We start from the raw sequence: 12,116 nt of genomic DNA on the forward strand, positions 1-12,116 counted from the left end.
CGTCCATCGCGGTTTTGTGTGATCATTCTGGAATGAGGCCAGAAGAGCTCTGGTTTAATGGGGCGTCTGGCGCTGGTGTCAGGGTGTGATACCGAGGCCCGTGACCCGTGATTATGGTCCTGCCCCTAGCGCAACACATAGACGATGCGGCGGGTTTCTGGCTCCACCAGAACCGGCTGCTCATTCACATAGACATACCGGTAGTCATAGTCGGGGATCTCGCGCACCTCGACGGTTTCCGGCAGAGCTGCTCCAACCACCACCTCACCGTCCAGATAGACCGGCTCGACGGTATTGGTCTCCACATAGGTTCTGACCTCCACCGGAGGCGCGGAGATCGGCTCGATCGTTCCGAGCGCCGTCTTGCGACCGATCAGTTCGCCGCGCACGACTTCCGTCTCAATGCTCGATGTGGCCTCGTAGGAAACAGGCGGCAGTGCATCGGCCGGACGCTCCGTTACGACCACATAGTCGTCACCGCCGCCGAAAGGCGCGGTCAGATAGTCCGAATACGCCCAGCCATTGATTCCGTCATGGGAAACCGCGCACCATTTGCTGCCTTCCCTGCATCCGTTGATGGCAGTGTCTTCATTGACGCCGATCACGCCAACAACCGGATAGTGCGGCCCAGGTCCGGACCTGATGTTCAGATCCGCTGCCGCCCTTGCAAGCATCTCTGCGTTGGCAATTCCCACAACGGCAAAAAGCGCTGACGCCGCAGTTGCACTCTTGAGAACCAGTTTCGTCATAGCTCGTCTCCAGTCAGTTTGGACTGGGGCTGCAAACGGCGGGACCGACAATCGGTTCCGCCATCTGCACTGACCATTAGACGGACACCTCCGCAGGATTGACTACAAGTTATTGAAATGGTGAATCTATCTTCGTTTGAGGAGGCCCCTGCCCCGCTCATCACACTATCTGACGACCGTTTATCATTACCTGTTGAGAGGCACAGGCCGCCAAGTCTGGCGACCTGCATGCGCCCTCTCCAACGGCGGGCGCCGACATAAATCTCGTCTTAGAAGAACGATATCAGCGTCGATCTGCGACATCTTTTGTTGAACGTACCCAGAAGCCACTGGCACATGAACGTATCGTTCATCGGCTCCTCGCGCTCGAACTCAAGGCCTTCCGTAAGCGAACGTGACTGGACCAGAAGATCCACGCCTCCGGGAGAAAGAGACTTTCCATCGATCTCTTTTGTGACATCCGCAATTTTCTGCGGAGCCATTTCCTTTATCAGGGGATGCGCCTCATCATCATAATTCTCGGGCACTCTGGTCTGTGCGACACCGGTGTCGGCCGACAGCCAGATGAAAGCACATGCGAAGATCCCAAGGAATGCGAATATCCGTGTCATTGATCTTCTCCTTCATAACAATTAGTCGACTAAATGTTACTTATTGAAAGAGAGCAACGCTATTATTGGATCAGATCACGCTCGAAAGGTTTAATGCTCGCTCCTAATGCGCTGAAATGAACCGGTTTCACCTTTCCGGTGGTCAGGCAGGGGCGAGCATCACTTTGTTTTTCATGTATTATTTTACGGAGAGCCGTTCTGCCTTTATATAGTGGCGTATATTGCCTAACGGTCAGTGTTCCCGCGTTGAAGCCTCGGAATGGCAATTGAACTGCGTGCCATCCAACTGCGTGTCAGGGACTTGCCAACCCGCTTCATCATCTTGGCGATCCGCCGTTCACACCAACCGAACAATTGCGGCATCAGCCAGTCGCAATGACGGTGAGCTTCGTCGAGTGAAACATCCGCACGCTGGCCATAGGACAGTTCCGCTTTTCCCTTCGGCGCATAAGAAGACTGCCCCAATGGCATCCGGTCTCTCTGATGCTGCATTGATGGAATCTGCGTCCCTTTATCCAGAACAATCATTGTGGCGATGAACCCGCCATGAAGCATAAGCAGTATCGCCACACTGGCGGCAGCTTTTGGAAACATTGTCTTTCATCCTTCACCTCTGGCGCCCAGGCGCGGATGTCTCCGTCTTCAGACGCAGTGCAACCATTTTCATCTTCAGATATGCGCCCAGACGTGAAGCAGGCCGTCGCGATGACGGCCTGCAAGTGCTGAACAAGGTCCAGAGCCACAAAACCCGGTTTAGTAGACCGCGCCGGGTGGCGCGAAGAGCCGGGTGCAGAATGATCCGAGAGGCCCCGGCAGATACTGGCAGGGACCCCACTGCTTCTCGAGACTGGATGTCACCGTAGCGGCTTGCATGCCAAGCTCTTCCGTCATGGAAGCCGGGTCCTTGAAGAGGTCCGGCACGTCTTTCAGCACCGTCTGGCTCAGCTCCGCCTGGGCAGTGTCAACAGGCAGCGGAAGCACCCCGGTCTTCAAAAGGTCCAGTTTGGTTCCACCTTCTGCCTGCGCCCCAGTCATCAGACTTGCGGACAAACCAAAGAGCGAAAATGCAATTACTGCGAAATTTGCAAACTTGCCATTCATCGGTTCTCTCCTGCTGGTTAATTAGCCAACTAAACAATGAATTGAAAACTTGTGCAATCGCGCAGATCTGCCGTAATTCCGCCGGAAAGGGTTCGGTAATGACCGCCATGCTATAGAAACTGGCGGTTGCGGCCGGTGCGGCGTTGTGTAATCGCTGGCAACATCACTTTATATAGCCATCTTTAATTTTAAGGAGAGCGATATGGCTTTCGCGGGAAGAGCGGCTCTGCTGGCCGCTTCGTTTTGTGCCTCACTTCTCACGGCGGGACATGCCTCCGCTGCTCAATGCGGAAACAATGCCGGCGGCTTCGAGAACTGGAAGGCTCAGTTCAGCCGTGAAGCAGCCTCCCGTGGTATCGGACAACGCGGCCTGAACGCACTGGCAAACACGCGTTACGCCAGCAAGACCATCGCCGCCGACCGCGGACAGAAGAGCTTCAAGCTCACCCTCAAATCCTTCATGCAGAAGCGCGGCTCGAACGCCATCGTCTCCCGCGGCAAGGGCATGAAGAAGAAATATGCGCGTCTCTTCGCCAATATCGAGCAGCGTTACGGCGTACCCGCCGGCCCGCTGATCGCCATCTGGGGCATGGAAACCGGCTTTGGCGGCTTCCTCGGCAATCAGAACATCGTCTCTGCCGTGGCCACGCTCGCCTATGACTGCCGCCGTTCGGAGTTCTTCACCGGCCATCTCTATGGCGCGCTCACCATGGTGGATCGCGGCATGCTCGATCCCAATGCCAAAGGCGCTGCCCATGGCGAGATCGGCCAGACACAGTTCCTTCCCGGCAACGCGCTGAAATACGGCGTGGACGGTGACGGAAACGGCCGGGTCGACATGATCCGTTCGCAGGCCGACGCCCTCGCCTCGACCGCAAACTTCCTGCGCGCCCATGGCTGGCAGCGCGGCGCCGGCTACCAGCCGGGACAGCCGAACTTCCGCGCCATTCAGGGCTGGAACGCAGCAAGCGTCTACCAGCAGGCCATCGCCATCATGGCCAAGGAAATCGATGGGTGAGAAGCGTTCCGCGTAGCGGACAAAAAGCCAATGATTTGGCTTTTTGAGCGACGAACGCCCGAAGCCATAGCGAAGGGCCGGCAGGCGCCCAAATCAGTCTCCCAGCTCAGCGCACAAAAAAAGCCGGCATCACTGCCGGCTTTTTCTTTATCAGGCGTTGCGCCCGGCTGATCAGCTGCCGCGCTTGCGGGCTGCCAGCGTGCGCAGGCGCAGTGCGTTGAGCTTGATGAAGCCTGCAGCGTCCTTCTGGTCGTATGCGCCCTGGTCGTCCTCGAAGGTCACCAGCGCATCGGAATAGAGCGACTTGTCGGACTTGCGGCCGGTCACGATGACATTGCCCTTGTAGAGCTTCAGGCGCACTTCGCCTTCCACGTCTTCCTGGCTCTTGTCGATGGCCGCCTGCAGCATCTCGCGCTCCGGCGAGAACCAGAGACCGTTGTAGATGAGCTCTGCATAACGCGGCATCAGCTCGTCCTTGAGGTGGGCAGCGCCACGATCAAGCGTCAGCGACTCCATCGCGCGGTGCGCGGCAAGCAGGATCGTGCCGCCCGGCGTTTCATAAACGCCGCGCGACTTCATGCCAACGAAGCGGTTCTCGACCAGATCGATGCGGCCAATGCCATTGTCGCGGCCCAGATCGTTCAGCGCCTGCAGCAGCGTTGCCGGCGACATTGCCTCGCCATTGATGGCAACGGCGTCGCCCGCCTTGAAGGAGATGGTGATCTCGGTCGGCTCGTCCGGCGCATCCATCGGCGAAACGCTGCGCTGGTGAACATATTCCGGCGGCTCGACCCACGGATCTTCAAGCACCTTGCCCTCGGAGGAGGAGTGCAGAAGGTTCGCATCAACGGAGAACGGAGCCTCGCCCTGCTTGTCCTTCGGCACCGGGATCTGGTGCGCCTGGGCGAACTCGAGCAGGTCGGTGCGGGACTTGTAGGTCCAGTCACGCCACGGCGCGATCACCTTGATGTCGGGGTTCAGCGCATAGGCCGAAAGCTCGAAGCGCACCTGATCGTTGCCCTTGCCGGTCGCGCCATGCGCAACGGCGTCAGCGCCGGTCTCGGCAGCGATCTCGACCAGCCGCTTGGAGATCAGCGGGCGGGCAATGGAGGTGCCCAGCAGGTAGATGCCTTCATAAACCGCATTGGCGCGGAACATCGGGAACACGAAGTCGCGCACGAACTCCTCGCGGAGATCCTCGATGTAGATCTCCTTGATCCCCATCATCTCGGCTTTTCTGCGCGCCGGCTCCAGCTCGTCGCCCTGGCCGAGATCGGCGGTGAAGGTCACCACTTCGGCGCCCAGTTCGGTCTGGAGCCATTTGAGGATGATCGAGGTGTCGAGACCGCCCGAATAGGCAAGCACGACCTTTTTAACGTCTTTGAGTTTCGTCATGGTCTTTCCCGGTAAGAGAAGTTCGGCATGGCCGGCCGGCTCCGCACTTCGGAGCCTCCAGGGTCGAGGCGACTAATATCAGGAATGACGGCGCGGGCAAGGCCAGACCCCGCAAATGAGAGAGGCCACACCGTCACCGGCATGGCCTCCCGATACTCATTCCCGCGCAATCCTTAGGCCGCTTCCAGCGTCGCCACCGTTTTCAGCGCGCCATCCAGCATCTCGCCCTTTTCGTCCTTGAGCGCCGCTTCACGCAGCCGGCGCAGCCAGTCGGCCGCGTCCTCACGGCCCTCCAGAAGCGTCAATCCGGACAGAACCCGGTCGAACTTGGAATGCCCGCGCACATGCGTGTCGCTATAGCCCTTGATGAGCCTGCGGCAGTTGAGAATCTCCACCGCCAGCCCATAATCGCGTCGCGCCGTATCAAGCGCCAGCGCATACCAGCGGTCCAGATGCTCCTTCTCGACCTGATGGCGCAACAGAGACCGACGCCAGGGCCGCAGCGTTCCAATCACCCACAGCGCCCCGAAGCCGAACAGGCTGTCGGTGCGGATGCGCCGGCCGCGATTGATGCGGCGGTCAACCCATTTCGAAAGACCCGGCCGGTTTTCGATGAAACGCCCCAGCCCCGTGGGCAGCGTGCCGCAGAACTCTTCGACGCGCGGATGGAAGAACTCGGTCACCTGCAGCACATTGGCGTCGCCGACCTTCATTTCCTTTCGGATGCGCTCGGCCCGCGCCGTGCGCGTCTTCAGATCCGCCACGCGCAAAATGTCGTCATAGCACATGGCGTTCGCCACATGCTTTGCAGCGGCCTCGCCCAGCGCGTGGTCCTTCCCGGCGCTGTCCAGCGCCAGCGCCTGATCGAGCCTGTCCAGATACTCCGCGCCATAGGCGAGATCCTGATAGTCGACCACCTTGCGCAGCCCGGCGAGCGCCATCGCCCTCACCGGTTCGGGATAGGCATCGGCGCGCACTGCCAGCGCGTTCCACGCGGCAACCAGCCGCTCCGGCCCGGCAACGGCGATCCCCTGCCCGGCCGGCGGCGCATCCTGAACAACCGCAGAAGCATCTTCACCGGCAACCGTACGCTCGAACGCCTTGCCGAAGGCAGCCAGGCTGGCCTTCACACCGCGTCCGGAAGCCTCGATGGTCTCTTCATAGCTCTCGCGCGCAAACGGCAATGCGCCGGAACCGGCCAGCGCGCCAAACAGGCTCGACGAGATCACCGACCCAGCCTCGACCGCCACCTTTTCCATGTCGAAGCAGATGTAGCGGCTGGCCGCCTCACGCGCATTTTTGTGAACGGTGGGCGAGTCTGCGCGGCCGTCACCCGGCTCGATCTTCTCCGACACGGCAGCGATACGGTGCGCCGAGGCGATCAGCGTCGTGCGGTCGGGCGTCACGAAACCGCGCATCACCGCACGGCCCGCCTCCATCAGCTCGGCGGCAATCAGGATGTCGATGTCGCCCTGCGCCGGAGCCAGCGAAAAGACCGGACGGCGGTCGGTGTCGGGACACATCTCGACATAGTAGATCGTCGCGCCGGTGCGCTGGGCCACGCCGGCAACGGAGGTTGCCTGGGCGAGATATCCGTTGCGCTCGGCAACATCGGTGATCCAATTGGTCAGCACACCGCCGCCCTGCCCGCCAACGGCGAGAATGGCGAGCTTGATGATCTTCTGGTCTTCGTTTGCTTTCATCCGTTTGGCCATGGGTCTCAAGCCTCTCCGAATGTCAGACGCCGCTTCTCACGGCGTGTTTGCAGGAAGCCCGTCACGCGGCGACGCAGCCTGTCGGCAAACCGGTCCCACGAGCCGGGATTGTGCACCACATCGGCGCGGTAGAAGGAGGGACACAGCACCGCCGCGTCGGCCACCTCGCCGCAATTGCCGCAACCGACACAGGTGTGGTCAATGGACGCCACCGGATCATCACGCAGCGGGTCATCCAGCTTCTTGACCGAGAGCGACGGACAGCCCGAAAGCCGCATGCAGGCGTGATCGCCGGTGCACACATCCTCGTCCACGCCGAAGCGCGGCTTCACCACCCGCTCGCCGCCGGAGATCGCCTTGGCGGTCTGCGGCTTTTCGCGACGCTGCCTGTTGAGCATGCATTCGGACGACGCGACGATGACCTTCGGCCCCTTCTCCTCCGTCGTCAGCGCCTCGCGCAGCGCGGCGCGCACCTTGGTCACATCATAGGTGCGATCGATATGCCGAACCCATTTCACGCCCATGCCCTTCACCGCATCGGTGATCGGATGCTGGGTCGACTTGGTGGGATTGTCGGCGCGCGAGGAAAGCACGTCCTGCCCGCCCGTGGCCGCCGAATAGAAATTGTCCACCACAACGATCACGCCGTCATTCTGGTTGAACACGGCATTGCCAATGGAGGAGGTCAGACCGTTGTGCCAGAAGCCACCATCGCCCACAAAGGAGATGGAGCGGCGCTTGGCGTCAGGCGAATTGAAGGCCGAGGCGGAGGCCGGGCCGAGACCATAGCCCATGGTCGTCGCCCCCAGCTCGAAGGGCGGCATGATCGAAAACAGATGACAGCCGATATCCGACGAGATGTGGTGCGGTCCGAGTTCCTTTTCGATCAGCTTCGTCGCGGCGAAGATCGGCCGTTCCGGGCAGCCGGTGCAAAAGCCCGGCGGACGCCCCGGCACCACCTTGGCGAGATCCGCCGCCAGCGTGTTCTCGCCCGACGCATTGGGCGCCAGCACCTGCGCGGCCAGAAGCTCCGGCGCGTTGGCGCGCAGATAGGCGCTGATGCCGTCCAGCATCACCTGCCCGGTGTATTCGCCGGCCATCGGCAGAATGTCCTTGCCGAGGATGCGCGTGTCGAGCCCCTTCTTGTGCATCAGCGAGGCAATCGCCTGCTCGAGATAGTTGGGCTGCCCCTCCTCCACGATCAGGATCGAATCCTTGTCGGCGCAGAAGTCGATCACTTCATCGTCGATCAGCGGATAAACCGCATTGAGCACATAGAGCGGCACATCCGTTTCGCCGTAGACATCGGCAAGACCGATGCGCTGCAGCGCGCGGATGACGCTGTTGTACATGCCGCCCTGCAGGATGATGCCGGCCTTGCCCCGGTCGGAACCGAAGAACTCGTTGATCCTGCGCGAGCGGATGAAATCGACCGCCGCCGGCATGCGCTTTTCCACCTTCTCCTTCTCATGCAGGAAGGAGGCCGGCGGCAGCACGATGCGGTTGGTGTCGCGGCGCGGGTTCTCCAGCGCGTCGGCCACGGTCATCCCGGGCCGTTTGTTTTCCTTGGTCTCGAAACTGCCGGTCACATGGCAGCTGCGGATGCGCACCATCAGCATGACCGGTGTGTTGGACGCCTCGGAAAGCTCGAACCCGTCTTCGACCGCCTTCACGATGGACGGCAGGTTGGGCCGCGGGTCGAGCAGCCAGACCTGGCTCTTCATGGCGAAGGGGTGGCTGCGCTCCTGCATGATCGAGGAGCCTTCGCCATAGTCCTCACCGACGATGATCAGCGCCCCGCCCGTCACGCCGCCGGAGGCGAGGTTGGCGAGTGCATCGGAGGCGACGTTCAGGCCGACCGACGATTTGAAGGTGCATGCGCCGCGAATGGGATAGTGAACCGAAGCGGCGAGCATGGCGGTCGCCGTCGCCTCGGAGGCGCTTGCCTCGAAGTGCACGCCAAGCTCGCCCAGAATGTCCTGCGCGTCGGCAAGCACGTCCATCAGATGGCTGATCGGCGCGCCCTGATAGCCACCGACATAACCCACGCCACACTGCAGGAGCGCCTTGGTGATGGCCAGAATGCCCTCGCCGTGAAAGGTCTCACCGGCCCCGAGGCGAAGCTTCTGAACCTCCTTCACGAACGAACGTTCTGCCATGGTGCATTCTCCCGTCTCATGCGCCGGGGCTGATCGCCCTCAAGCGCAATCTGCTAGAAATCGTGTTGTCGGATGTTGCCCAGTATTTTCTGAAGCGTGGCGATGAAGGCGGAATACTCCGCCTCGTCGATGTCGTTGAACATCTCGGCAAAGGCGTCGTGCATGGCCGGCCATGCACGGTTGAACTCCTCACGCCCCTTGTCGGTCAGAAAGATGTGTCGCGTGCGGCTGTCATCCTGACAGGCTTCGCGCCGCACCAGTCCCTGCGTTTCAAGCGCGTCGAGCGTCCGGCTCATGGTCGACTGTTCGATGACGGTGTAGACCGACAATTCGTTGATCGACATCCCGTCGCCAACCATCAGAACCGCCAGTGCGCGCGCCTGCGGAACGGTCAGCCCCTGCTCCCGTAAATCATGGCGCAGCGTCGCGTTGTAACGCCCCATGATCCGGTTCATCAGATAGGGCGCAAAGTGCTGAAGCCCCATCTGGCCCAGCGTTGCGATCCTCGGGGTCTTGCCGTCCTGCCGTTCGTCCATCAGAGCTTCTCCGCCAACAGATGCTCCGAACCGCCAGCCGGCTTTCCGCTCAGCCCCGCACCCTGCCGGATGGACCCGCCAATGGATATCCGCCGATCACGACCAGACCTGAGAAGCCCACGCCACCGAGAGGACGCAGCACGGGCTGCAAAAGAGCCCATCGCTTCGAGGTCTGCCGGCACAGATGCGCCGTGGTCGATGATCGTGTTTGATGAGCTGCCGATATGCCGGTTCGAAATTGCTTCAACGCGGCCTGCATAGGCCTCGCGCTGTGCGTCTGTCCATTCCCCGTTGGTCGGACCCTTCGGCTTTCCAGCCTTATCACCCGTCACATGGCAGCACGCCCTGGAATGGCGGCGCGACACCCAGGCGCGACCGCATGGATATACGGTCGCGTGAAGCGCCTTTACGCCGCTGCCATGGAAGTGTGTTTCGGGTCCGCTCATCGGAAGCTCCGGCTCAGTTCCTGGAGACCAGCGCCAGAACACGGCACGGGCTGCCGGTGCCCTGCTCGATCTTGAGCGGCGCTGCGATCAGGATCGCGCCCTTGGGCGGAAGCCTGTCGAGATTGGCAAGGCTGGCCAGCCCATAGCGGTTTGCCTTGTGAAGCAGATTGTGCGCCGGAAATGGCGGCTCCATGCCACCGGCCTGCCCGGCATCGGTTCCGATGGTCTCGCTGCCCCAGCCAACAATCCCCTTCTCAAGAAGATATTCGATGGCTTCTGCAGTCGGGCCCGGCGAATGCGGGCCAGTCTCGTCCGCATTGAGAAACGCCTCTTCCGAGCCATTGCGCTTGTACCAGTCGCTGCGCAGCACCACCCACTCACCGGGGCGAATGTCGCCGTGCTCGGCTTCCCATGCCTTGATGTGATCCATCGTCAGCAGGAAATCATTGTTCTCCGCGGCCTCGGCGGAACAGTCGATGACATTGACCGGCGCAACAAAATTCTGCGGCTCAATCGTGTCCGTCGTTGCATTGGGATGATCCCGCCCGGTGATCCAGTGGGTCGGCGCATCAAAATGCGTGCCCGAATGCTCACCGAGTTTCAGCCAGTTCCATGCCCACCAGGGGCCATTGTCATCATAGGCCGAGATCTTGTGGATCTCGATTTTGGGCGTATCGACCGCAAGCTCTGGCGGAAGCTTCAGAAGCGGGGTTTTCGGGCCAAGTACGGCGGCCAGGTCAACGACCTCCACCTCGCCGGAAAGCAATTGGCTCGCAAGCTCACCAATGACGGACTTGCTCATGTTTCTCCTCCCAGAGATATGTAAGAGCACAGACATCCTCCCTGTGCTCTCTTCTGACCTAGACCAAAAAGAATGCATTTGCAAATATCTTGAGGCCGACGAAACCCTTGAAATGGGCGAGCGTCTTGCATCAAAAGCGCAAATGCATGTGATGACACGCATCTTCAAAGCTGATTCGCAGTCAGAAAGACGATCAAGGCCCGAAATCAGCCTCTTCGGAAAAGCCTGCTTCAACCAAGCATGGTTTCACATGAAACATGCATCTGAATTGGGTCGGGAAAGACGCCCTGCCCCTTCGCAGATCCGGTTCGCGACACGCCACCCATACTGGAATTCTCCGTCGGCTATCTCTCCAACCAGCATCGCCGGGCTCTCCGCACAGCACACACAAACTGGACGGTGCGCAATCTGCGTCTTTCGACTTTCTCTGGGTGCCCGGCCGGCCTTGCTGTGATATTCAGCCGACATGGCACAGAAGAAAGCGCATGAAGTCGACCGCTGGCTTGCTCGCCCCGAGCAGACCTACCGTATCGTCCTGATCTACGGGCCCGATCGCGGCCTGGTGAGCGAACGGGCGAAGCGTTATGCGACTGGAACGGGATTGCCGCTGGACGATCCCTTCACCGTCGTGCGCCTTGAAGCCAGCGAAGTGGAGCAGCAGCCGGGCCGGCTTGCCGATGAGGCGCAGACGGTTCCCATGTTCTCCGATCAACGCCTGATCTGGGTGAAGGGCGCCGGCAACCACAAGGCGTTCGTCGCCGACGTCACCGCGCTGAACAGCAATCCCCCGACTGATTGCACCATCCTGATCGAGGCCGGCGACCTTAAGAAAGGGTCGTCCCTGCGCTCGGCTGCCGAACGCGGTGCAAGCGCGATGGCCCTTCCCTGCTATGCAGACGATGGGCGCGGCGTCGACGCCGTCATTGATGAAGCGCTCGGCGCGGCGGAGCTGAAAATCTCTCTTGAAGCGCGCCAGCTCCTCAAAGCCAATCTCGGCGGAGACCGGCTCGCCACCCGTGGTGAACTGGAGAAGCTTGCGCTTTACTGCAAAGGTGCAACGGAAGTCACCCCGGAGGACATCCGCTCACTCATCGGCGACGTGGCCGGACTGAGTACGGATGAAGCGGTTGATGCGATTATTTCCGGTCGCTTTCAGGCATTCGACAGCGCCTTCCGGCGTTTTGTTGCTGCTGGAAACCCGCCCTTCCTCGTGCTCTCCGCCACACTGCGGCAGGTGCACGCCCTGCAGATCATGCGTCAGGCAATGGACAGCCAGGGCGTCTCGGCCAGTTCCGCCGTTGCCGGCGCGAGACCGCCGGTCTTCTTCTCGCGTCGCAAGACGGTGGAGACAGCGCTTGGCCGCTGGAACAGCACCGCTTTGAAGAACGCCGCCGATCGTCTGCAGGCCGCCATCCTGCGCACACGACAAAAGCCTTCCCTTGCCGTTCCTCTGGCGCGACAGGCCCTTCTCGCCCTCACGGTCGAAGGCGCGCGCGGCCGGCGCTAACCGGCCGTATATCACTCAAATCATTGGTATTTCCGGGCATCAGACCAGCAACCGGACCCCCGTTTTCGGGTCATGCC

11 protein-coding genes are annotated in these 12,116 nt (G+C 61.0%); 2 read left to right on the forward strand and 9 right to left on the reverse strand.

Going from position 1 to position 12,116, the window contains the following annotated elements; translation table 11 throughout:
• Window positions 1-125: 125 nt before the first annotated feature.
• The 4 genes from DEJ54_RS05040 to DEJ54_RS05055 all read right to left on the reverse strand — a co-directional run bounded on the left by DEJ54_RS05040 (window position 126) and on the right by DEJ54_RS05055 (window position 2,461).
• Entirely contained in the window at window positions 126-749 is a 624-nt protein-coding gene (locus DEJ54_RS05040) for a DUF1236 domain-containing protein (RefSeq protein WP_113153600.1), read from the reverse strand.
• A 269-nt stretch (window positions 750-1,018) separates the two neighbouring features.
• Complete coding sequence (locus DEJ54_RS05045; RefSeq protein ID WP_113153601.1) at window positions 1,019-1,360, reverse strand: hypothetical protein; 342 nt, start codon at window positions 1,358-1,360, stop codon at window positions 1,019-1,021.
• Between the two features lie 225 nt (window positions 1,361-1,585).
• Window positions 1,586-1,954 (reverse strand): hypothetical protein, encoded by a 369-nt coding sequence (locus DEJ54_RS05050; RefSeq protein ID WP_113153602.1) that lies wholly within the window; start codon window positions 1,952-1,954, stop codon window positions 1,586-1,588.
• A gap of 159 nt (window positions 1,955-2,113) precedes the next feature.
• Complete coding sequence (locus tag DEJ54_RS05055; RefSeq protein WP_113153603.1) at window positions 2,114-2,461, reverse strand: hypothetical protein; 348 nt, start codon at window positions 2,459-2,461, stop codon at window positions 2,114-2,116.
• A 202-nt stretch (window positions 2,462-2,663) separates the two neighbouring features.
• Here DEJ54_RS05055 and DEJ54_RS05060 point away from each other — a divergent pair, with 202 nt between their 5' ends.
• Entirely contained in the window at window positions 2,664-3,479 is an 816-nt protein-coding gene (locus DEJ54_RS05060; RefSeq protein ID WP_113153604.1) for a lytic transglycosylase domain-containing protein, read from the forward strand.
• Between the two features lie 171 nt (window positions 3,480-3,650).
• On the opposite strand, the gene DEJ54_RS05065 is transcribed toward DEJ54_RS05060, so the two are convergent.
• The 5 genes from DEJ54_RS05065 to DEJ54_RS05085 all read right to left on the reverse strand — a co-directional run bounded on the left by DEJ54_RS05065 (window position 3,651) and on the right by DEJ54_RS05085 (window position 10,532).
• Complete coding sequence (locus tag DEJ54_RS05065; protein WP_113153605.1) at window positions 3,651-4,874, reverse strand: argininosuccinate synthase; 1,224 nt, start codon at window positions 4,872-4,874, stop codon at window positions 3,651-3,653.
• Window positions 4,875-5,047: 173 nt separating this feature from the next.
• Complete coding sequence (locus DEJ54_RS05070; protein ID WP_245447702.1) at window positions 5,048-6,577, reverse strand: indolepyruvate oxidoreductase subunit beta family protein; 1,530 nt, start codon at window positions 6,575-6,577, stop codon at window positions 5,048-5,050.
• Window positions 6,578-6,594: 17 nt separating this feature from the next.
• Window positions 6,595-8,748: an indolepyruvate ferredoxin oxidoreductase subunit alpha gene (locus DEJ54_RS05075; protein WP_113153607.1), complete on the reverse strand. Its 2,154-nt coding sequence runs from the start codon at window positions 8,746-8,748 to the stop codon at window positions 6,595-6,597.
• Window positions 8,749-8,801: 53 nt separating this feature from the next.
• Entirely contained in the window at window positions 8,802-9,284 is a 483-nt protein-coding gene (locus DEJ54_RS05080) for a MarR family winged helix-turn-helix transcriptional regulator (RefSeq protein WP_113153608.1), read from the reverse strand.
• A gap of 459 nt (window positions 9,285-9,743) precedes the next feature.
• On the reverse strand, window positions 9,744-10,532 hold the full coding sequence (locus DEJ54_RS05085) for a cyclase family protein (protein WP_113153609.1): 789 nt from the start codon (window positions 10,530-10,532) through the stop codon (window positions 9,744-9,746).
• A gap of 466 nt (window positions 10,533-10,998) precedes the next feature.
• Here DEJ54_RS05085 and holA point away from each other — a divergent pair, with 466 nt between their 5' ends.
• Window positions 10,999-12,039, forward strand: a complete 1,041-nt coding sequence (gene holA / locus DEJ54_RS05090; protein ID WP_113153610.1) for a DNA polymerase III subunit delta — start codon at window positions 10,999-11,001, stop codon at window positions 12,037-12,039.
• The last annotated feature ends 77 nt before the right edge of the window (window positions 12,040-12,116 follow it).

The organism is Nitratireductor sp. OM-1, assembly GCF_003296175.1.
GTDB lineage: Bacteria > Pseudomonadota > Alphaproteobacteria > Rhizobiales > Rhizobiaceae > Nitratireductor > Nitratireductor aquimarinus.

Coding starts and splice junctions, on each gene's coding strand:
- DEJ54_RS05055 (WP_113153603.1), bottom strand. CDS start 2,461: ATGAATGGCAAGTTTGCAAATTTCGCAGTAATTGCATTTTCGCTCTTT.
- DEJ54_RS05080 (WP_113153608.1), bottom strand. CDS start 9,284: ATGGACGAACGGCAGGACGGCAAGACCCCGAGGATCGCAACGCTGGGC.
- DEJ54_RS05050 (WP_113153602.1), bottom strand. CDS start 1,954: ATGTTTCCAAAAGCTGCCGCCAGTGTGGCGATACTGCTTATGCTTCAT.
- DEJ54_RS05065 (WP_113153605.1), bottom strand. CDS start 4,874: ATGACGAAACTCAAAGACGTTAAAAAGGTCGTGCTTGCCTATTCGGGC.
- DEJ54_RS05045 (WP_113153601.1), bottom strand. CDS start 1,360: ATGACACGGATATTCGCATTCCTTGGGATCTTCGCATGTGCTTTCATC.
- holA (WP_113153610.1), top strand. CDS start 10,999: ATGGCACAGAAGAAAGCGCATGAAGTCGACCGCTGGCTTGCTCGCCCC.
- DEJ54_RS05075 (WP_113153607.1), bottom strand. CDS start 8,748: ATGGCAGAACGTTCGTTCGTGAAGGAGGTTCAGAAGCTTCGCCTCGGG.
- DEJ54_RS05060 (WP_113153604.1), top strand. CDS start 2,664: ATGGCTTTCGCGGGAAGAGCGGCTCTGCTGGCCGCTTCGTTTTGTGCC.
- DEJ54_RS05070 (WP_245447702.1), bottom strand. CDS start 6,577: ATGAAAGCAAACGAAGACCAGAAGATCATCAAGCTCGCCATTCTCGCC.
- DEJ54_RS05040 (WP_113153600.1), bottom strand. CDS start 749: ATGACGAAACTGGTTCTCAAGAGTGCAACTGCGGCGTCAGCGCTTTTT.
- DEJ54_RS05085 (WP_113153609.1), bottom strand. CDS start 10,532: ATGAGCAAGTCCGTCATTGGTGAGCTTGCGAGCCAATTGCTTTCCGGC.